Annotated in this window: 14 protein-coding genes; 6 read left to right on the top strand and 8 right to left on the bottom strand. The window is 47.1% G+C overall.

The features are described from left to right. Window positions 1–8 precede the first annotated feature (8 nt). Window positions 9–1,421 carry an alanine/glycine:cation symporter family protein gene (locus tag ACFVS2_RS03480; RefSeq protein WP_390230941.1) on the top strand — a complete coding sequence of 471 codons (1,413 nt, stop codon included), beginning with the start codon at window positions 9–11 and terminating at the stop codon, window positions 1,419–1,421. A 53-nt stretch (window positions 1,422–1,474) separates the two neighbouring features. Here ACFVS2_RS03480 and ACFVS2_RS03475 read toward each other — a convergent pair whose 3' ends face one another. Further along, complete coding sequence (locus ACFVS2_RS03475) at window positions 1,475–4,060, bottom strand: metallophosphoesterase (RefSeq protein ID WP_390230938.1); 2,586 nt, start codon at window positions 4,058–4,060, stop codon at window positions 1,475–1,477. A gap of 5 nt (window positions 4,061–4,065) precedes the next feature. Continuing rightward, window positions 4,066–5,331 (bottom strand): class I SAM-dependent methyltransferase, encoded by a 1,266-nt coding sequence (locus ACFVS2_RS03470; protein WP_390230934.1) that lies wholly within the window; start codon window positions 5,329–5,331, stop codon window positions 4,066–4,068. Window positions 5,332–5,508: 177 nt separating this feature from the next. On the opposite strand from ACFVS2_RS03470, the gene ACFVS2_RS03465 reads away from it, so the two are divergent. After that, window positions 5,509–6,213, top strand: coding sequence for a MerR family transcriptional regulator (locus ACFVS2_RS03465; protein WP_390230931.1), 705 nt, complete (start codon window positions 5,509–5,511; stop codon window positions 6,211–6,213). On the opposite strand, the gene ACFVS2_RS03460 is transcribed toward ACFVS2_RS03465, so the two are convergent. Both ACFVS2_RS03460 and gnd read right to left on the bottom strand, forming a co-directional pair. Continuing rightward, on the bottom strand, window positions 6,214–6,999 hold the full coding sequence (locus ACFVS2_RS03460; protein ID WP_390230929.1) for an enoyl-CoA hydratase/isomerase family protein: 786 nt from the start codon (window positions 6,997–6,999) through the stop codon (window positions 6,214–6,216). 186 nt (window positions 7,000–7,185) lie between these two features. Further along, window positions 7,186–8,082 (bottom strand): phosphogluconate dehydrogenase (NAD(+)-dependent, decarboxylating), encoded by an 897-nt coding sequence (gene gnd / locus ACFVS2_RS03455; protein ID WP_069845130.1) that lies wholly within the window; start codon window positions 8,080–8,082, stop codon window positions 7,186–7,188. Window positions 8,083–8,253: 171 nt separating this feature from the next. Between gnd and ACFVS2_RS03450 the strand changes: the two genes are divergently transcribed. From ACFVS2_RS03450 to ACFVS2_RS03440, 3 genes are all read left to right on the top strand, one after another. Then, window positions 8,254–9,120: a MurR/RpiR family transcriptional regulator gene (locus tag ACFVS2_RS03450; protein ID WP_390230926.1), complete on the top strand. Its 867-nt coding sequence runs from the start codon at window positions 8,254–8,256 to the stop codon at window positions 9,118–9,120. 195 nt (window positions 9,121–9,315) lie between these two features. Continuing rightward, on the top strand, window positions 9,316–10,857 hold the full coding sequence (gntK, locus tag ACFVS2_RS03445) for a gluconokinase (protein WP_144615740.1): 1,542 nt from the start codon (window positions 9,316–9,318) through the stop codon (window positions 10,855–10,857). 25 nt (window positions 10,858–10,882) lie between these two features. Next, on the top strand, window positions 10,883–12,211 hold the full coding sequence (locus ACFVS2_RS03440; RefSeq protein ID WP_390230923.1) for a GntP family permease: 1,329 nt from the start codon (window positions 10,883–10,885) through the stop codon (window positions 12,209–12,211). A 75-nt stretch (window positions 12,212–12,286) separates the two neighbouring features. On the opposite strand, the gene ACFVS2_RS03435 is transcribed toward ACFVS2_RS03440, so the two are convergent. Continuing rightward, a complete protein-coding gene (locus tag ACFVS2_RS03435) occupies window positions 12,287–12,709 on the bottom strand; it encodes a VOC family protein (RefSeq protein ID WP_173617723.1) in 423 nt (140 codons plus the stop codon). A gap of 192 nt (window positions 12,710–12,901) precedes the next feature. Here ACFVS2_RS03435 and ACFVS2_RS03430 point away from each other — a divergent pair, with 192 nt between their 5' ends. Continuing rightward, complete coding sequence (locus tag ACFVS2_RS03430) at window positions 12,902–13,114, top strand: glycine zipper domain-containing protein (RefSeq protein WP_370642742.1); 213 nt, start codon at window positions 12,902–12,904, stop codon at window positions 13,112–13,114. Window positions 13,115–13,211: 97 nt separating this feature from the next. Here the strand turns inward: ACFVS2_RS03430 and ACFVS2_RS03425 are convergent, their stop codons facing one another. The 3 genes from ACFVS2_RS03425 to gltB all read right to left on the bottom strand — a co-directional run bounded on the left by ACFVS2_RS03425 (window position 13,212) and on the right by gltB (window position 21,055). After that, a complete protein-coding gene (locus tag ACFVS2_RS03425; protein WP_390230920.1) occupies window positions 13,212–15,170 on the bottom strand; it encodes a hypothetical protein in 1,959 nt (652 codons plus the stop codon). Between the two features lie 64 nt (window positions 15,171–15,234). Continuing rightward, the gene (locus tag ACFVS2_RS03420) at window positions 15,235–16,314 is read right to left on the bottom strand and encodes a WG repeat-containing protein (protein WP_390230917.1); all 1,080 of its coding nucleotides are present in this window, start codon (window positions 16,312–16,314) and stop codon (window positions 15,235–15,237) included. A 127-nt stretch (window positions 16,315–16,441) separates the two neighbouring features. Then, window positions 16,442–21,055, bottom strand: a complete 4,614-nt coding sequence (gene gltB, locus ACFVS2_RS03415) for a glutamate synthase large subunit (RefSeq protein ID WP_390230914.1) — start codon at window positions 21,053–21,055, stop codon at window positions 16,442–16,444. Between the last annotated feature and the right edge of the window lie 74 nt (window positions 21,056–21,129).

Below are 21,129 nucleotides of genomic sequence, written 5' to 3'. Positions count from 1 at the left end.
GTGACACGATGCAACAATTCCTACTCGATGTAACAACTTCCGTAAACGATTTTTTGTGGTCCTATATTATCATTGTCATGCTAATCGCGTTAGGCTTGTTCTTTACCTTCCGGGGTAAATTTTTGCAAGTACGTATGTTGCCGGAAATGATCCGTTCCATTAAAGAAGGGAGAGCGAAAGACGATGGCGGCATCTCCCCTTTCCAAGCTTTCGCTATTAGTATGGCCGCGCGTGTCGGTACAGGGAACATTACGGGAATTGCTATTGCGATCGCATTAGGTGGTCCTGGCGCCGTATTCTGGATGTGGGTCATTGCGATTATCGGTTCGGCATCCAGTTTTGTTGAGAGTACGCTCGCTCAGATTTATAAAATCAAGGATAAGAACGGTTTTCGTGGCGGTCCGGCTTATTACATGGAAAAAGGGCTGAACAAACGTTGGATGGGCGCGCTGTTTGCTGTCCTCATCACGCTTTCGTTTGGTCTCGTATTTAACGCCGTGCAATCCAACACCATCACGATTGCCTTTGAAAATTCGTTCGGTACCGACCGATTGACAATCGGAATTATCATGACTATCGCATTTGCATTGATTATTTTCGGTGGTGTGAAACGCATCGCAAAAATGTCTGAGTACATCGTGATTGTCTTGGCTGTGTTGTACATAGGTATGGCCCTGTTTATTGTGATGATGAACATCACTGAGATGCCTGCAATGATCGCGTTGATTGTGAAAAACGCGTTTGGATTCGAGCAATTCGCTGGTGGAACCCTGGGTGCAGCCCTGATGCACGGCATCAAGCGTGGTTTGTTCTCTAACGAAGCTGGTATGGGTAGTGCACCGAATGCTGCGGCAACGGCAACAACGAGCCATCCAGTGAAGCAAGGTCTGATTCAAGCATTCGGTGTTCTATTCGATACCCTCGTGATTTGTACAAGCACAGCTTTCATCATTTTGCTGTCCGGTGCGTACACGCAACAAGGATTGAGTGGCATTGAGCTGTCCCAAGCAGCACTGAGCATTCATATCGGTTCTTGGGCTTCTGGCTTCCTTGCCATTATGGTTTTCCTGTTCGCCTTCAGTACTTTGATCGGGAACTACTATTACGGCGAGACCAACATCGAGTTTTTAAAGACAAGCAAAGCATGGCTCATGCTGTATCGTTTAAGTGTACTTGCCATGGTGTTGTTCGGATCAGTGGCAAAGGTACAGCTCGTATGGGATTTGGCCGATTTGTTCATGGGCTTCATGGTCATTGTCAACCTGATTGCGATCGCCATGTTATCAAAAGTCGCGTATGCTGCGCTACATGATTATTTGGAACAGAAAAAAGCAGGAAAAGATCCTGTGTTCTACAAGGACAGTATTGAAGGCGTCGATAATATCGAAGCATGGGATGCTGCTCCATCGTCCAAGAAATAGCTCTGCAAATCAAAACGAGAAGCTTGCTCAGTCAGCAGCTTCTCGTTTTTCATTTACAACCGTGGATCGATCTCTTTTTCCTTCGCCACTTCAAAGAGCATCGTTGCGACTGCTGTTTGATACTCCGTATTTTCTGGAGAAATGTCGTCGAATTTGAAACCAAGCATCCGCTCACCCAGCCTGTGTTCCTGCATCGAAGTCTTGAGCTTTTTCGTAATATTTTTCTGATTGAAAAGCTTGCGATACTTGTGTGGGAAACGGTAATCGTAGCCATAAATAATTGCCAAGTACTCCGGATTGCGAATCTTCATGGCAGGCACGACCTTCTGATCGATCAACTCTGGCTTGATCACGATGCCTTCCATTTTGTTTTCCAGTGTAATCGTGGAAAAGTAACGTGCCGCTTGATCATACGCATTCGGCTCAGACAAATCGATGGCGAGAATATGATCGTCATTTACGAAGCGATACATATCGGATGTTTTCCAATTCGGCAATTGCTCGTCTCCATTCAAATAGACGGCCTTTAGAATGGAAAAAGGCTTGTAGTCAAGCTCCCCTTCTCCTGCATAGAGCTCCATCTGTTTTTGGTAAATGTGATAGGCCTCCAAATGCTTGTCGACAGGAACGTAACTCTCTTTGATTTCTCGCACATACTTGTAGTTTTGATACAAGAGTGAACCGAATTTTTCCGTGAGCGCACTCTTGGATAGGTGGAACTGGTCTTTTTCGAATCCGCTCTCGTCATAGTTGTGAACGAGTTGGTGAAGCGCCTCTTCAAAACCGCTTTCCTGCAAAAATGCAAATTCACTGCGCAGCGCGGATTCGATTGGTTTGAACTGCTTTTCAATCAAGCCCTTCCCTATTGCACTCCACGGCAACAATTCGCCGTCCAAGATGAGCATCGCCATTTCATTCTGCTCCATGTATTCGCCGAACCTTACATGTAACTTGTCATAAATCGGTGTCAAATCAACCTGATTGATGGCATAGCCATTTCTGCTGATCGCAAAGCATTTGTCGCGTTCATGATGGAGATAGAGATTGCATCTCGAACCCATGTATTTCGGCTGCAACACGACTTGATGAATACCTCGATTTGCGAAATAGTCCAGCCCCGCCTTCAACGACTCCAACTCCTGAGTCGCCTCATCCTTATCCGCCGGAGGCATCGTTCCGGAAATAAAATTGACCTTATTTTGCGAGCAGTAACGGAGTCGATGAAGTTCTTCCTCTTCCAAATCTCCCATGGATACTTGTTTTTCTGCATGGAACAAGATCGGTAGTTCCTCTGTCATCACCCGATGCTCAGACTGAAACGACTTGAAAAACGGCTTGTGTGCGATCACGATGGAGGTCAAAGCATTTCCGTGCACACATCCGGTATCGAGATGGAGCTTGTTCTTCAGGCGAAACGTTTTTTGTGCCGCGATATGTCCAAAAATATGGTACGGATGGTTACTGACTGCTTCATCCGTCAAAAATGCGAGTTGCTCTTCCAAAGAAGCTGTTCGGTCTATCCGAAAATTGCGTTGGCGCCGCATCGAATTCGTATCAAGCTTTCCAATGTACTTCTTTTTGCAGGGAGCGTGTGTTACATAATAGGACGGGCCAGTCAGTGCGTTAGATCGGTAAAACGGCTGAGCCAGCGTATACAGGTGATTGAACATCGCTGTTAAATCAGCGTCTTTTTCCAAGACGTGTGTGGAATCAAAATAAGTATCCAGTAACTGTGGGTCTACCCCTTTTAGTTCCTTGCGCAAGTACTTGTAGACAAAATTTTCGTGATTCCCGAGAACAAACAAGAAATGCTTTTGATTTTCGTATAGAAACTCGATGATCTCCTTGGTTTGCGCTCCTTTGTCGATCCAGTCCCCTGCGACAATGATTTTGGTATGCTGCACCTTGTCCGTCGAGATGAGACGATTGTCTTCGAGCTTGAATCCGTAGTTTTGCAGGAGACCTTTCAATTCATGGACGCATTCGTGAATGTCTCCGATGATGATGTATGTTTGGTCTTTGGGAAGGATCGTAGCCAGATATGCATCCTTATTTTCGATCAAGACCTCATAACGAGGATTAGCCACCCCATCAGCTAGTACATAAAAATCTTTGTGCCGTATCCGGTGAATGTCGTGGTACCCTTCCTTGGATAATGCTCGGAGCACTTCTTGCTTCAACCGGAGAATATGGTTGGTAATCAGTTTTTTTGACCGCTCGGATGCGTAGTAATCATCCCGATTGCGATAATCAAAGAGGATCACTTCCAAGCGGTAATTGTTCTCTGCTGCAATTTCGCGGACTTTCGAGCGGAAGTCTTCTGCTAGCCCTGTTGTATCTACAACCACGAATTCGGCGTTGATCGGAAACGAAGTCACCAAGCGCAGCTTTTCAAACAGGAGCTGAAATGCCTGCTCACTAGCCTCCAGCATCACCTGATCATACTTGTCGTAATCATAGCCCAACAGTTCCTGGCGAATGCTATCCGAGGAAATATATTGGACAATTGCTTTTACGTTTTTTTGTTCATCTGCAAAAGAAAGCCTCGGCATGAGTACTTCCTTGGCAAAAGTCGTTTTCCCACATTCGGTGGGACCGACGAGCATAAAAATCGTGTGAACCTGCGTCTGTATCAGCATCGTCGTTACGCCCCCTTTCTCTGGGCAATGACGCCTTGTGTGGTGTGTATGTCATTCACGCCGTCACCTATGGATACAAATTGCCCCTGCACCCCGGCTTCTTCCATAATCTCGGTCATCCATGCCTGGAACTCTTCTTGTCCCATTTCCCATTTATGATCGTCGTGGCGATAGCCTTCCAGCTCATAGAACTGATTAAAATCCGCGTTCGGTGTCGTAATGATAAAATGGTCAAAATCCAATCGACTACAGATTTGCTTAATGAAAGCTCTCGCTTCTTCTTTGCTCATATGCTCAATGACTTCAGTTAAAATGACATCTACCTGCTCACCGTTATAATCCTGTAAAAACTGATCAAGCGAGCGGAACAAAATCAGATTCGAGATTTCTTTTTCCCCTGCCCTGCGTCTGACTAATTCCAGTGATTGTTCATCGATATCGATCGCATAGTAATACTGCGGCAGCTTGGTAGCGAACGGGATCGCATAAAAGCCTTCTCCGCATCCGATATCCACAATGGATTTCGTAAAAGGAAGCTTACTCGCGATGTAGTTCCTTCTCTGCAAACCGGTGCTGCCATACTCCAATTGAATGGGGTAGCGGCTTGTCTTCTCGATCTCAGCCTTGTACTTGCGATAGCGCTCTCTGGTTGTCAGGAAGTTGCGAGCGAACAGGCTTCGTATGTAAAAAGGTGCGTCGATAACATGGAAGCTTTTGATGTATTTATCCAGGATGTTATCGGATATATCGATGTACTCTTTTCCAAACATACTCAAGAATAGACAGAACACGCTCACGACGTGGAGAAGCTGATGCAGACTCGTTTTCGTTGTGATGGTCAAAGCGTAGCTTTTATCGGCGTGGTGCTTGAGTTCAAAGGTGAAATCCTTGAGGTGCTTCTCAAAAAATGTCAGATACAGCAGTCGTTCGATGTGAATCATATTAATGAAAAAAACATGCTCGTACCCTTCAACATCCCGTTCGTCGTGTTGCTTCATCGGAGCGGAAAAAAATTCATTGATCGCATTTAACGGAAACAAGGGTGTATTGTACCGGGAGACATTCAAATATTCAAAATGCTCCTGTTCGGATTGTTTGTAGGAAACCTCATTTTCTGCATCTTTAAAGTAAACGTTATATGTATCCGTATTAGAAAACCACCCGTATGCGATGCCTTTTCGAATGGATCGTAAACTCAGTCCGGAATTCGGATTTTTTTTGATCATGTACGAAAAGTCCGGGTTCTCTGATTGTAGCTGAACAATGGCCATACATTGTCTCACCTCTGAAAAAGAAGAATCAATATCTACTGACAATATTCGCTTTTCCATCCCATACTGAACAGGGTAAAAGTATTACGACTTTCCAATTAACAGAAGCATTTGATTCAACATGTTGTTCTTGGTATAGTGAAATCCGCGATAACTAACCAGCGGGAGGTGCGTCAGATGCCTTATTACAAGCCGATTGAGATCGCTCGCGAGCTACATATTAGCACGAGTGCTTTGCGCCATTATGAATCATGGGGAGTCGTTCCTGCTCCTGATCGTGCAGACAATGGTTATCGACTATATACAGAAATCCATCTTGCCTATTTTCGTTGCCTGCGCGCCATGTTTCCCGGCTTTGGAGTCGCTGTCACCTGTGAAGTCCTTCGATCGCTTCAAAAAGCGGATATGGATGCTGCATTTTGGCTCGTGAATAAAGAACAGGCCAACCTCCAACAAGAAAAGGTCGCAGCCGACCAAACACTCGAACTTTTGGAAAATCTCGATCTCTCCTTGCCTCCAAACAAAAAGTGGCGAAACCGCATGACGATTGGTGAAGTCGCTGCTTACACAGGAGTCACAACGTCTGCGATCCGCCATTGGGAAAAAGAAGGCTTGCTTGTACTGCCACGCGATCCTGAGAATGGCTACCGCCAATTCACTCCCATGGATATACGGAAGATTTTGCTTATCCGCACATTGCGCAATACGGTGTATTTTTTAACGAATATGAAAGAAATTGTACAAGCAGTAGAAAATCAAAGTATTGAGCAAGCAAAAAAAGTGACGGCAGATGCGATCAGGAGCATTCACGATCGCAATCGCCATCAGATGTACGGTGTTAGACGGTTGGTTGAATTGTGTGAGGTATTGAAGCTCTTGTGATTATCTCCCTGTAAAACGCGGTGGAGTCTTGTCTAAGAAAGCTTTGGTTCCTTCCCGGAAGTCTTCAGTGGATGCCACGAGTCCGAAGTAGTCTGCGCCTAGAAGTGCGGACTCCTCTACTGTCAGGTTACTCCCTCGATGAATCGCATCCCACGTTAGTTTCACTGCCAGCGGAGACTGAGACAAAATTTCTTGGAGAACCTCCTCTGTTTCTGCCAGTAGCCGCTCACGCGAAACGACCCGATTTACCAGTCCCATTCGGTATGCTTCATCCGCATCTATCGCTGATCCTGTAAGGAGCAACTCCGCTGCACGGCCTTTTCCTATTAACCTAGGGAGTCTGGTTGTTCCACCAAAGCCCGCCACTGCTCCAATTCGTACTTCGGGATGTCCCATTTTGGCATGATGAACCGCAATACGCAGCGTGCACGATTCTGCGATCTCAAGGCCCCCGCCTAACGCATAGCCGTTCATTGCAGCAACGACTACTTTTCCCAACGATTCGATTTGACTGGTCACTGAAACGGCCAACTGAGCAAAATCCCTTACTTCCAGCGGTGTCGCCTGATGCAGATACGAGATGTCGGCGCCGGCCGAAAAAGCTTTTTCTCCCGCCCCTGTAAGGATGACCGCTTTCACACTGGGATCAGTTTTGATCCTGTCTAAGATGGTCGAAAGCTGATTAAGGATATCTCGGTTCAATGCATTCAATGCCTCTGGCCTGTTTAGCGTAAGGGTCACGATTCCTTTCTCATTCTTGTACAAAACAACCTCTTCAACGCTCATCTTTCCATCCTCCCATCGTTTTAGAAGCTACTGAATAAAAAAGCACTTTTCGACCAGGCAAACTTTTGGGCGATACCTGCATACTTTGCTATACGATTGAAAATTCCTTCTTCTTCCATATGCAAAACAAAAAAGGATGACCCCGGAGCTCCAACCACCGAAGCACCTTTACGGTCATCCCATTTCTTATTTCTTTTCTACGGCATGTCCGCCAAATTCATTGCGCAAGGCTGCGACCACTTTTCCGTGGAAAGTATCCTCGTCCAACGAACGGTAACGCATCAGCAAGGACATCGCAATCACAGGTGTAGCTGCCTGTAGATCCAGCGCGGTTTCCAGCGTCCATTTTCCTTCCCCGGAAGAATGCATGACCCCACGGATTTCATCGAGCTTGGCGTCTTTTCGAAAAGCTCGCTCTGTTAAATCCATCAGCCAGCCTCGAATGACGGAACCATTTGCCCACACGCGTGCGACCTCAGCAAAATCGTAGTTATACTGACTTTTCGCAAGTACCTCAAAGCCTTCCCCGATCGCCTGCATCATGCCGTACTCGATTCCGTTATGAATCATTTTTAAGAAGTGGCCGCTGCCCGCTTCCCCTGCGTATAAATATCCGTTTTCGACGTTAATGTCCCGAATCATCGGCTCAATATGAGTGAATGCTTCCCGATCTCCACCAATCATCATACATGCTCCGTGGCGCGCTCCCTCCATGCCTCCGCTCGTACCTGCATCCATGAAGTGAATGCCCTTTTCCTTTAAGCGAGCATAGCGATCTAACGATTGCTTGTAATGAGAGTTTCCACCGTCAATGACGATATCTCCGGCAGCTAGCAAGGTAGAGAGTTGATCAACCAATTGATCCACAATCTCGCCTGCAGGTACCATCAGCCATATTACGCGAGGTGTCGGCAGCTTCGCCACAGCGTCTTCCACCGAAAATGCTGGAATCGCACCTTCATGACTCAACTCTTCTGCACGCGTAGAATCTACATCATAGGCTACGACCTCATGCTGATGCGAGAGCAAATTAAGCGTGAGATTGTACCCCATTTTTCCTAATCCGAGGATCGCCAGTTTCATATCGTGTACGTCACTCCTTTTTGGATCATATCCATTACCACGTATTATAAGACAAAAATTTTCATCTTTCATCAAAAATGAAGAAAATTTTTTCGAACCTATGAAAAGGAGTCTTGTTTTCCTTATACTATCAGTACAGATTCACAATGGAACGTTAGGAGGTACCTATTGATGAACGCTTCCACCCCGCATGCTCCTCGGGTGCTCACGCAATTACGCGCCATCTATACGCAATTAAGCGGGAAAGAACAACAGATCGCCGACTATATTTTGGAGCATGCCAGTGAAATTATTCACTTCTCTATCACGGAGCTAGCCGACCAATGCCAGTGTGCAGATGCTACCGTATTTCGTCTGTGTCGCAGACTTGGCTTTCGCGGCTACCAAGCATTCAAAATCGCCTTGGCGAGTGAAGTCACGAATCCGAAGCAAACGATTCACCAAGAAATCAATCTCGACGACGATGACGTCAGTGCGATTGCTGAAAAAATTTTCACAGCGAATATCGAGACGATTCGGGACACACAGCAGATTATCAATAAAGATGAGTTAATGAAAATCGTCTCCTGTTTGGAAAACGCAAGCCGGATCGAGTTTTATGGCTCCGGAGGCTCAGCCGTCATCGCGCAGGATGCGTACCACAAATTTATGCGGACAGGCATCCCTTGTCTCTATCATTCTGATGCACACTATCAAGTGATGTCCGCCTCTCTCCTTAGCAAAGGTGCTGTCGTCGTAGGCATCTCCCACTCTGGCTCCAATAAAGATATTTTGGCAGCCCTACAGGTTGCCAAGGAAGCCGGAGCAAAAACAATCGGCATCACCAGCTATGGGAAATCTCCTCTCGTGCGTCTGGCAGACATGTGCTTATACACGACTTCACGCGAAACGGTATTTCGTACAGAAGCCCTGTCCTCCAGGCTTGCTCAGCTCAGCTTAATTGATCTGCTCTATGTAGCCGTATCCTTACGGCGGCAGGATGATACGATCGCCAATATCCAGCACATCCGCGAAGCCATCTCACTCAAACGCCTGTAAATCAGGCGTTTTTTCTTTTGCTTGCCTCCTCTTGCAACTTGCAGGAGAAAAATGCAAATCATACAAGCAACGTGTGAAGTGTTCAATTATGAAATAATTTTTTTCTTAATGCTTAACAAATGAAAAAAATTTCTATATAATCGCGTTATCTCCATGACAACACGTTGAAAGCGTATTCAATTAGGGGTGACTTCTATGACGCAAACCTACTTTATCGGGCTTGATATCGGGACAACCAGTACCAAAGCAATTGTTTTCACTCCTTCCGGCGCCATCCGTGGTACGGGAAATATCGATTATCAGCTACTCGTTCCCCAGCCGTCTTGGGCTGAGCAAGAGCCGGAGACGATTTTTGCTGCTGTCATCCAAGCATTGAAGCAAGCACTGGAGCATGCAGGCATTGCCAAAAGCGAGATCGGTGGTATTGGCTTCTCTACTGCCATGCACAGTCTGATCGCTGTCGACCCGAGTGGCAATCCTCTGACGAACAGCATTATCTGGGCTGACAATCGGAGCGTGGCACAAGCAGATCGACTAAAAGCGGACGGTGTCGGTCATCAGATTTACTTAGCGACGGGCACGCCCATCCATCCCATGTCTCCACTGCCCAAAATCATGTGGCTACGGGAGAACTTGCCAGATACGTTTCGGCGGGCAGCCAAGTTTATTTCGATCAAGGAGTATGTCATTTATCGACTTTTTGGTGAGTATATCGTCGATTACTCCATTGCTTCCGCTACGGGGCTGTTCAATCTGAGAAAGCTCGACTGGGATGAGGAGGCGCTGCAAGTCGCAGGCATTTCCAAGCAACATCTCAGTGAGCCTGTACCAACTACTCATATCCTGCGAGGAATGAAGATTCGTTATGCGGAAGAGATCGGGATCGATCCAGATACGCCTTTCGTTGTCGGTGCCAGTGATGGAGTTTTGGCCAACCTCGGCATCGGTGCCATTGATCACGGACAAGTAGCCATCACCATTGGCACGAGTGGCGCTGTAAGAACCGTAGTTCCAGAGCCGATCACCGATCCAAAAGGACGGACTTTCTGCTACGTGCTGACGGAAAACCATTGGGTGATTGGCGGACCCTCGAACAACGGTGGGATCATGCTTCGCTGGTTCCGTGACGAATTCAGTTGGCCCGAAGTGGAAAAAGCCAAACAGCTCGGCGTTGATCCCTATGAAGTCATGATTCAAGCTGCTGAGCATGTTCGAGCTGGTGCAGACGGGTTGCTCTTTCTCCCCTTCCTATCCGGCGAACGAGCTCCGTACTGGAACGCCCAAGCAAGAGGCTCCTTCTTCGGTATCGGCCTCCATCACAAGCGCGAGCATTTTATCCGAGCTGTTCTCGAAGGAATCTTGTTTAGCGTCTACAGCATCGGTATCGCCCTGCGCGACCTGGCAGGTGGAGCCAAGGAAATCCGTGCATCGGGTGGATTCGCACGTTCGCGGGAATGGCGCCAGATTATGTCCGATATGTTCGGCTATGAAGTGCTGATTCCGGAGAGTCATGAAAGCTCGAGCTTTGGTGCCGCTCTCTTGGCAATGCATGCATTGGGGGCAATGGATCATTTGCAAGATGTGAAAAAGATGATTCATATTTCGCATCGCCATGAGCCTGATTTGGAACGATCCAGTGTCTATTTGGAGCTTTTCTATATATACGAGCGTGTTTATTACAACCTGCTGGAAGAGTACAAGCTGATAGCCGAATTCCAAAAGCGGTTGAACAACTAGAGACAACAACTAGGGAGGGTTCGTCATGCCACTCGTCATTACACTGCTGTCCATCATCTTTCTGCTCGTTCTCATTACTCGCTTCAAACTGAACCCATTTATTGCGTTGTTATTGGCCGCTGGATTTGTGGGAATCGCATCTGGCATGCCGCTTGTAAAAGTTGTGGATTCGATCAAGGATGGAATGGGTGGCACTCTCGGCTTTATCGCGATCGTGCTTGCCTTGGGAACTATGCTTGGCAAAATGATGGCAGAATCTGGCGGTGCCGAACGCATTGCCCGTACTCTCATCAATCGCTTCGGTGAGAAAAACGTACACTGGGCCATGATGTTCGTCGCGTTTATCGTAGGGATTCCGGTATTTTTCCAGGTTGGTTTTGTTCTCTTGATTCCACTCGTGTTTACGATTGCGAGACAAACAGGTGTCTCGCTTGTCAAAATCGGAATTCCGCTCGTAGCTGGCCTGTCTATCGTTCACGGAATCGTGCCGCCGCACCCTGCTGCTATGGCCGCTGTCGATCTGTTCCAGGCGGACGTCGGTAAAACGATTTTGCTCTCGATCATTGTCGCGCTACCTTCCGCGATCATTGCAGGACCGCTCTACGGCAGTTGGATTAGCAAACGAGTCAAGACCAGCATCTCTCCAGAGCTCGCTTCCCAGTTGGCTGAGCCAAAATCCGAGCGTGATTTGCCTAGCTTTGGGATCACCGTCTTCACCGTCCTGCTCCCTGTGCTGTTGATGTTGTCTGCTACGGTTGCAGATGTGACTCTACCAAAAGAAAATACCATTCGCCAATGGGCTGATTTTATCGGAAGCCCGATTACGTCTCTGTTGATTGCCGTGATTGTTTCCTTCTGGACGCTCGGGTTCAATCGTGGTTTTACTAAAGACGATATTCTCAAATTCACAAATGATTGCTTGGCCCCAACCGCGACAATCTTGCTCGTCATCGGTGCAGGTGGCGCATTTAACAAAGTACTGCTGAACAGCGGTGTGGGTGACTATATTGCTGAGCTCGCTACTGCGTCTGCGATCTCCCCTATTTTCCTAGGCTGGCTGATCGCTGCCTTGATCCGTGTGGCAACTGGTTCTGCAACCGTCTCCATGATGACGGCAGCAGGTATCGTAGGTCCGATCGCGCTGCAAGTCCCTGGAACAAGCCCAGAGCTTTTGGTACTGGCAACAGGTTCTGGCTCCCTCATCCTGTCTCACGTAAATGATTCCGGATTTTGGCTGATCAAAGAATACTTCAATATGTCTGTGCAAGATACATTGAAAACATGGACAGTAATGGAGACCATTCTTTCTGTTGTGGCAATCATTTTGATCATGGGACTGTCCTATATCGTATAACATGAAATGAAAAACAGGTCTTTCCATCCACTTCGCTGGAGGTAAGACCTGTTTTTTGTCTGGCTGGGTAACTCGCTACTTCATTCGTTTGGCAATCGGATGATCTTCATTCAGCTCTAGCAAATCCCACAGGTTGCCATATAAATCCTGAAAGACCGCCACCATTCCATACGGCTGTTCTTTTGGCTCTCTCACAAATTGGATTCCTCTTGCGACCATCTCATGATAATCTCTCCAAAAATCATCTGTGTTTAAAAAGAGAAAAACTCTCCCACCAGTCTGATTCCCGATAAATAGCTCTTGTTCAGGTTTGGATGCTTTTGCAAGCAAGATCGTCGTGCCAACAGAACCAGGTGGAGCTACGACAACCCACCGCTTATCCTGTTCTGGCTGATACGTATCTTCCACTAAGGTAAAATGGAGCTTCTTGGTATAAAACTCAATGGCTTCATCATAATCTTTGACGACTAAAGTGATATTGACGATGGATTGAATCATTTTCTTGGTACCTCCAGCTACAAGGTTATTTTTGGAATTAAATGATGTATTTAGGGAAACCTATTCCTTGGGGCTGCACGAATACTATAGCAGAGCTTCCCAACACTAATCAAAGGAGTGACAATCTTGGCTACTAACAACGAACGCAATCACAACGATGCTGTTGACAACGCTGACAACAACGAAGCGAACATGTCAGGCGGTGGAGCTACTGAAGCTGTAGGAACAGTTGGCGGTGCGGCAGTAGGTGCTGCCGTAGGTTCTATTTTAGGGCCTCTGGGTACCATTGCAGGTGCGGTTGCCGGGGGTGCACTTGGCAACGAAATGGGAGAAAATGTGGCGGCTGACGGCAATGACACGTGGGATGTTGCGAAAAATGATGCCGATAGGGACCGAGCAGAATAAAGCAAGCTTCTACTAGGCTTGACAAATCGGGGTGCAGGGGCAAAAACCTGCACCTCTTCCCATTTCTCACCGTACATACTCATTGCTTTACTCCTCTTTACTTCTTATTTAAATAATCTTCTACTGATTTTCGCAAATACTTCCCTGTCGCTTTTTCGATTATCTTTTTATATTCTTGTTGTTGTTCCTTATCATCTTTTCTTTTTTTGCGCTTATCTTCCCTAGCCTCCAGCGTTCTTTTACCATTCATATTCGTTTTGTTTTTACTATCTGATTTTTTATCACCATTATCATATTCGATGTCAGAATCATAACCAGTTATTGCTCGTAATACTTGTAAGCTACACAATATTTTCTCTTTATATAGTGGATAGATCTCTTTCACTGTTTCCTTATATAAATTCCTACCTATTCGATGGTTTTTTATCCGTGTTAGAGTTAGGGTCTGTGCCTCTAGTATTTTGCGATACTGGGCCATCGTTTGCTGAATACTTTCAATCTCATCCTTTTTCTTATTGTCTAAATCTTCCATACATGTAGCGAACTCATATGCTATGTTATCGAACTCCTCCTTTTCTTTCTCAAACTTTTCCTCTTCTTCTTGTTGTACATCAAAAAACGGGTAGTAATCCGCCTCTATTTTCTTAAGAGTCATGTATTCGTTTCGAATTTTGTTTTTATCTAATTGATAAATAAATACACATTTTTTCTCATCACGTCCATCTAACTGAGAAATCCCTTCTGGAATAAACCTCATTTTTTCAGGCTTTTCTACATCACCCATTTCTTCAATCTCATCGATAAGAATTTTGTTTCGTTTCAGTTTGGCTGGCATGATTTCAAAAATATTCGTGGACGAAGCTTGCCCCTTATTAACCTCACCAAAATGAGCAACTGCATTCGCTTCGTCTCCCATCCATTCTACCGGTTTTTGATTTTTCAAAAAGTCTGTAGGTAATGATTGATGCATGGAGTAGCGTATCCCTTTCACACTCTTTGAATCGAAATTATTGGAATCAATGTCATAGAGCTCCTCATTGCCGTCCTGATCGGAAAATGCGAGATTGAATCTTGCGGTGTGGCTTTTTCTTGTAAAATCCAAATTACCTTCATCCATTGTTTGAGAAAACTGTTCGAAAGAAGATTCACCCTCTGTTGGACTGGCAAATTTCCATTTCTTTTCATCTTTCTTGGTCATATCCGCCTTTGCATCCCATTTAAAGGGAATCCGGACTGGTAGCTGAATTTCCCATGGCTTCGTTGAATCAACCTGTTTCAAAGCACCTAGCTTTACCAATTGCTCTTGATCCACACTAAAGTTCCATTGATCGTATTTCACCTCAACAGAGTACGTATACTCTGTACCTTTCCCCGCTCCACGTAGCATTTTTTCAATCGTATTATTATAAGAATGCTCGTTATTTTTCACATCTTGCGGGGCTATATTCCACGCTTGGTTCGCTTCGATTCCTCTGATAATCTGATAACCGACCAAGTGCCCCCCATCGTATGCGGTTTTGGCTGCATCATTTTTTCCATCCCGTATCATTCGCTCTTCTGTACCCAAATTGCCGATCGCACTTACAACAGGATCGCCTTTACGATCCTTTCTCGATGTGCCTTTTTTTACGATAGCCGTAACGGAATGAGGACGATCACATGTATCTCCTAATACTTCTGTCTTGGAAAAGAAACTTTTATTTACGTTGTCCTCACCATATGTATCTTTCAACACGCCAAAAAAGGTAGGCAGGCCTTTATCTGCTTGCACAGCAGTAAACTGACCTTCATTATTTTGATTGTTTTTATACCCATCTGCTTTGTAATCGGTTGCTTCAATACCCTTGAATTTGCCTTGTATGACGGGTTGGTTATTTCTTTGCATTTGGAGTAAATGGGTCATGGCTTTGTTTCCGATTTTTTTGGCGAGCTGCAAGACATGTGGCGTTGAGTTTTTAGTGCTTGGGGATAGAGAAGAATTTTCAGGGGTTTGGCGATAACTTGATTGCGAATCTTGATTCTGGAAAAACATCACATCACCTGCCAGTACGATCATTTATCGAATCTTTTCTTATCATACCAAAATCTGTCTACTTTCCCAATCCGATTGAAAGAAATCGTTACTGGACACCGACCACCGCAAAGCCTGCTGGAGAATAGCTCCTCACCCAAGCAAACTGCGGCTTGATGACCCATGCTCCTTTTCTGTTGATAAAGCCCCATTTCCCGTTTAACAAGGCGGGTGCCAAGCCATTTGACTGAAAGTCGCCTGCGCTCGTATCCATTCCATAATCGGGTTCAAAGCTAGGGTTAATCACTAGTTTTCCCTTGGTGTCGATATAACCAACCTTTCCGTTTGACACAATCCATGCCAGACCTTGATGGAAGTCGCCTGCATCGGTATAGGCTGTCTTGAGCAATGTCTTCCCTTTTTCGTTGATGTACGCCACCTTACCATTGATCATTACCTTGGCTATCCCATTGACGAATTTGTTAGCTTGATCAAATTGTGGCTTGATCACCCAGCCTCCTTTTCCGTCAATAAAGCCCAATTTTCCATTCTGATCCGCAACTGCCAAGCCGTCTGCACCGAACGAACTCGCATATGTAAACTGCGGTTTGATCGCCCATTGGCCTTTCGCATTGATAAAGCCGACTTTTCCATCCTTGTATGCCCAAGCTAACCCATTCGAGGAGAAGGAACGGTCCGCTACTATGGTTTTCTCCTGTTCGATGGGATGAAACTGCGGTTTGATGACCCATTTTCCCTTGTTGTTGATATAACCGATCTTACCGTATTCCGTGTTACCTTTTATGCGAGCCTCAGCGAGTCCATTCGAGGAAAAATCGGCGGCATAGTCAAACTGTGGCTTGATGACCCATTCTCCCTTTTTATTGATATAACCGTATTTCAGGTTTTGTGTAGCAGGCGCAAGTCCGTTGGCAGCGAAGGAACCCACGTACGAGAATTGAGGCTTAATTACCCACTTTCCTCTTTGATCAATGAAACCCCAAGATTGGTTGGCTGGACTGTCTCCCAGTGTAGCAGCGTAGAGTCCACCCGTGTCCTTCACTTCCTCGAACGTAGGTGCCACGCTCCATTCTCCCTTGCTGTTGATCACGCCTTCCTTGGCGGAGGCGATGACTGGCGAAAATAGTAGAGCAGCGATGGATACAGCCATGATGGTGCATCGTTTCATCCATGATCCCTTCTTTCGCTGGCTTATTAGCAAAATCTTACACCTACACCTATGACGTCATGGACAAGGGATTGGTTACCAAAAGAAAAAGCCGACGACTCACAACATAAGTCATCGGCTATCCTCCTTATTTGCCCACAGAGACAAAGGGTTGCTCGGGCGCTTTCTTTTTCGGTGCTTTGGCATCGCCTTTCTTCTGGCTCATTTCAAAAGCGGCCAAAATCGCCTCTTGACGCTTCATACCGGATTTCTCCAACTCCTCCATCGTGGAGACGATTTGCTTGTAATCTTTTGGAATGACTTTGACAAACTGTTGGACGGTACGTTCCCACTCATCGAGCAAAGCTTGTGCATGACGGCTGCCTGTGTGGCTGACGTGGTTTTCCAGCAAGCGTTTGACTCGAGCGATATCCCGTTGATCTTCCAGTGCCTCCAGGAGTACCATCTCTTGATTGCACATCGCAGCAAACTTCTCTTTATCCTCAGCCAGAACGTACGCTGTACCGCCTGACATCCCTGCTGCAAAGTTTTTGCCGACGGGGCCGAGAACGACGACGCGTCCTCCAGTCATATACTCGCAGCCATGGTCGCCTACTCCTTCAACGACTGCCGTCACTCCACTGTTGCGAACGCAAAATCGCTCACCAGCCATCCCGTTGATATACGCCTCACCAGACGTCGCTCCGTAGAACGCAACGTTTCCGATAATCATGTTGTGCTCGGGAGCGAATTTGCTGTTTTTCGATGGTGCGACCGCAATTTTGCCGCCTGACAACCCTTTTCCTACGTAGTCGTTCGCATCTCCCTCGAGATGAAGAGTGATCCCTCGTGGAACAAATGCCCCGAAGCTTTGACCTGCCGAGCCAGTAAAATGCAGGCGGATTGTATCCTCCGGCAGACCGTGCTCGCCAAAGCGTTTGGTTACCTCGCTGCCCAGGATCGTACCAACCACGCGATTCGTATTGGTGATGGCGAGCTTTGCCTCTACCTGCTGCTGTTTATTCAATGCTGGCTTGCACAGCTTGAGCAGTTTTTGACGGTCCAGCGTTTCTTCCAGCTTGTGATCTTGGTTGCGTTGATGATAGCGGCCCACTTCCTCGGAGACATCCGGTTGGAACAAGAGCGCGGACAAATCAACATGCTTGGCTTTCCAGTGTCCTTTTGCCTTGTCGCTCATCTTCAGCACATGGCTCTGACCGACCATCGACTCGATGGAGCGATAGCCCAACTCCGCCATGATCTCACGAACTTCACGGGCAACGAGACGCATGAAATTCACGGCGTGCTGCGGATCGCCCTTAAACCGTTTGCGCAGCTCGGGATTTTGTGTCGCCACACCCACTGGGCATGTATCCAGGTGGCATACGCGAGCCATGACACACCCTATGGAAACAAGTGGTGCCGTTGCGAAGCCGAATTCCTCCGCACCGAGTAGAGCTGCAATGACGACATCGCGTCCGGTCATCAGTTTGCCGTCCGTTTCCAGAACCACACGGTCACGCAACTGGTTCAACAACAGCGTCTGATGTGTCTCAGCAAGTCCGAGCTCCCATGGCAGTCCTGCGTGCTTGATGCTTGATTTTGGGGAAGCGCCTGTGCCGCCATCGTGTCCACTGACGACAATGACATCTGCGAGACCTTTCGCGACACCAGCCGCAATCGTTCCGACTCCAGCCTTGGATACGAGCTTCACGCTGATTCGTGCACGTGGATTCGCATTTTTTAAGTCAAAAATCAGCTGTGCCAAATCCTCGATCGAATAAATATCGTGATGAGGCGGCGGCGAAATGAGTCCAACTCCTGGTGTCGATCCGCGTACTTCGGCAATCCATGGGTAGACTTTGCTTCCTGGCAATTGACCGCCTTCGCCCGGCTTTGCTCCTTGTGCCATCTTAATTTGGATCTCAGAGGCGTTGACCAAGTAATGACTGGATACGCCAAAGCGTCCTGATGCGACCTGCTTAATCGAACTGCGTCGCAAATCTCCGTTTTCATCCATGATGTAACGTGCCGAATCTTCGCCACCTTCCCCGCTGTTGCTTTTCGCACCCAAACGGTTCATGGCAATTGCTAAGGTCTCATGCGCTTCCTTGCTAAGAGAGCCGTATGACATTGCCCCCGTTTTAAAACGATGAACAATAGAGTCAACAGATTCTACCTCGTTCAGCGGGATCGGCTGTCGATTGGACTTGAAATCGAGCAAATGTCGCAGGGCTACGAATTGCTGTGCTGTCGCTTGCTCCGCATAGATTTTGTACTGCTCATAGCTGCCTTCCCGACAAGCTTTTTGCAGGGCATGAACCGTCTTCGGATTGAACAGGTGGAACTCACCGTCACGGCGGAACTGAAAATCGCTGCCTGCCTCCAATGCTTCCTCGGAATGCTCTGGCAAAAATGCTTTTGCATGGCGAAGCAAAGTCTCTTGCGCAATTACATCCAATCCAATCCCCGAAATCTGAGAAGGCGTACGGCTAAAATAGCGATCGATGACGGCAGAATGGATGCCCACTGCTTCAAAAATTTGTGCGCCGCGGTAGCTCTGAATGGTCGAGATACCCATCTTGGACATGACTTTTACGACACCTTCTACAGCTGTTTGCAGATACACTTCGACTGCTTCGTCGCTAGTGAGATCCTTCAGCTTAGACGATACAACCAGATTGTTTACAGTTGAGATGGCGACGTATGGGTTGATCGCGTCGGCACCGTAACCAATCAGCATGGCGAACTGATGTACATCACGCGGTTCTCCGGATTCGATGATGATGCTCGCTTTGGTTCGTGTCCCTGTGCGGACGAGATGATGGTGAAGTCCACTTCCAGCCAGCAAGGCGGGGATCGCAGCCAAATCTTGATTCATTCCGCGATCTGATAAAATCAGCAAGGAGTAACCAGCAGCAATCGCTTCATCCGCCGCAGCGAATAATTGATCAAGTGCCAGCTCTAGCCCCTGTTCTCCCCCTTGTGCCGGTAAGAGCATCGACAAGGTTTTCGCCTTGAACTCTTGGTATGGGTTGGCGCGAAGCCTCGCCAGGTCTTGATTGGAGATCAAAGGATTGGTCAAACGAATTCTGCGGCAATTGCTCGCATCCGGTGCCAAGAGGTTTCCTTCCGCGCCAAGCACAGTATGGGTCGATGTTACGCAGGCCTCCCGTAGTGCATCAATCGGCGGATTCGTGACTTGGGCGAAGGACTGTTTGAAATAGTGGTACAAAAGCTGTGCGCGATCAGACAATACCGCGAGGGGTGTGTCTACGCCCATCGAACCAATGGGGTCTTTCTGCTCAGCCACCATCGGGGCAAGTACCTTGTCGACTTCCTCCTGTGTATAGCCAAATGCTTTTTGGTGCGCAAGCAGGCTATCTCCTTGCAACTCCTCCGTGCGTCCTGCTACCGGCAAATCCTCGATAGCCTGCAGGTTGTTTTTCACCCACTCCCGATATGGCTGTTCGCTTGCGATTTTTTGCTTGATTTCCTCGTCTGATACGATTCTGCCTTCCTCGAGATCGACAAGCAGCATTCGTCCAGGGCTAAGCCGTCCTTTCTGGACAATTGTTTCATCTGGTACTTCGAGAACTCCAACCTCTGATGAGAAAATAATCGTATCATCTGATGTCACATAGTATCTCGCTGGTCGCAATCCGTTTCGGTCGAGAATCGCGCCGATATGTCTGCCATCCGTGAAAGAAATAGCTGTTGGACCGTCCCACGGCTCCATGAGGCAGCTATGATACTCGTAAAAAGCTTTCTTATTTTCGTCGATTCGCTCATCCTGATCCCACGGTTCAGGAATCATCATCATCGCAACATGCGGCAAGGAACGGCCTGCCAGCGAGAAAAACTCTACACAATTATCCAAAATCGCTGAATCACTGCCCGCCATATCAATGACTGGCACCACTTTTGCCAAATCAGCACCAAACGCATCGGACTGGAACATTTTTTCACGAGCCATCATCCAGTTAATGTTTCCTTGCAAGGTGTTGATTTCCCCGTTGTGAATCAAATAACGGTTCGGGTGTGCCCTCTCCCATGTAGGGAATGTGTTCGTGCTGAAACGCGAGTGAACGACCGAGAAAACAGAAGTGTAAGAATTATCTTGCAAATCAAGGTAAAAAGCATCTAGCTGTCCTGGTGTGAGCAATCCTTTATAGACAATCGTACGCGAAGACATGGAAGCGGCGTAAAAATCAGCACCTGTTGCCTGTTCCACCTGCTTGCGAATAACGTATAGCTTCCGTTCAAATGCCAGTTGGTCCTGTATATTCGAGCTGGCTCCGATGAATACTTGGCGGACATAGGGCTGACTCGCTACAGCCGTTTTGCCAATTTTCGTCGCATCGACAGGTACTGTTCTCCAGCCGAGTAGCTTTTGTCCCTCTGCCGCGACTATCGCCTCCAGCTGATCTTCATACTTTTGCCGTTTCGTTTCATCCATCGGAAGAAACAGCATACCTACACCGTATTTGCCTGGCGCCGGCAGCGTGATATTCAGCTCTTTACAGGTCTTTTTGAAAAAGGCGTGGGGAATTTGCGTTAAAATCCCTGCACCGTCTCCCGTTTCTGGATCACTGCCTTGACCGCCGCGGTGTTCCAGTTTGCACAGAATTTTCAGACCCTTTCGGACCATATCATGCGTCGATTTCGATTTCAAATTGGCAATAAAACCAATTCCGCAAGCGTCATGTTCGAAAATCGGATCGTACAGACCTTGCTTAGCAGGCATTCCTTGTGTCGTCATGTATCTCCACTCTCCTTGCTCTCTCTGGTATGTTAATTTTAGATTGAGTGAAACGATACAAACAATATATAATT

The sequence above is a fragment of the Brevibacillus sp. NPDC058079 genome (assembly GCF_042885155.1).
Lineage (GTDB): Bacteria > Bacillota > Bacilli > Brevibacillales > Brevibacillaceae > Brevibacillus.
The sequence above is the reverse complement of the archived record's forward strand: the minus strand, read 5'-3'. Positions and strand labels throughout refer to the sequence as shown.

What these genes read in the sequence shown, in the direction of transcription:
- ACFVS2_RS03480 (WP_390230941.1), top strand. Translation starts at nt 9, where the DNA reads ATGCAACAATTCCTACTCGATGTAACAACTTCCGTAAACGATTTTTTG.
- ACFVS2_RS03475 (WP_390230938.1), bottom strand. Translation starts at nt 4,060, where the DNA reads ATGCTGATACAGACGCAGGTTCACACGATTTTTATGCTCGTCGGTCCC.
- ACFVS2_RS03470 (WP_390230934.1), bottom strand. Translation starts at nt 5,331, where the DNA reads ATGGCCATTGTTCAGCTACAATCAGAGAACCCGGACTTTTCGTACATG.
- ACFVS2_RS03465 (WP_390230931.1), top strand. Translation starts at nt 5,509, where the DNA reads ATGCCTTATTACAAGCCGATTGAGATCGCTCGCGAGCTACATATTAGC.
- ACFVS2_RS03460 (WP_390230929.1), bottom strand. Translation starts at nt 6,999, where the DNA reads ATGAGCGTTGAAGAGGTTGTTTTGTACAAGAATGAGAAAGGAATCGTG.
- gnd (WP_069845130.1), bottom strand. Translation starts at nt 8,082, where the DNA reads ATGAAACTGGCGATCCTCGGATTAGGAAAAATGGGGTACAATCTCACG.
- ACFVS2_RS03450 (WP_390230926.1), top strand. Translation starts at nt 8,254, where the DNA reads ATGAACGCTTCCACCCCGCATGCTCCTCGGGTGCTCACGCAATTACGC.
- gntK (WP_144615740.1), top strand. Translation starts at nt 9,316, where the DNA reads ATGACGCAAACCTACTTTATCGGGCTTGATATCGGGACAACCAGTACC.
- ACFVS2_RS03440 (WP_390230923.1), top strand. Translation starts at nt 10,883, where the DNA reads ATGCCACTCGTCATTACACTGCTGTCCATCATCTTTCTGCTCGTTCTC.
- ACFVS2_RS03435 (WP_173617723.1), bottom strand. Translation starts at nt 12,709, where the DNA reads ATGATTCAATCCATCGTCAATATCACTTTAGTCGTCAAAGATTATGAT.
- ACFVS2_RS03430 (WP_370642742.1), top strand. Translation starts at nt 12,902, where the DNA reads ATGTCAGGCGGTGGAGCTACTGAAGCTGTAGGAACAGTTGGCGGTGCG.
- ACFVS2_RS03425 (WP_390230920.1), bottom strand. Translation starts at nt 15,170, where the DNA reads ATGATCGTACTGGCAGGTGATGTGATGTTTTTCCAGAATCAAGATTCG.
- ACFVS2_RS03420 (WP_390230917.1), bottom strand. Translation starts at nt 16,314, where the DNA reads ATGAAACGATGCACCATCATGGCTGTATCCATCGCTGCTCTACTATTT.
- gltB (WP_390230914.1), bottom strand. Translation starts at nt 21,055, where the DNA reads ATGACGACACAAGGAATGCCTGCTAAGCAAGGTCTGTACGATCCGATT.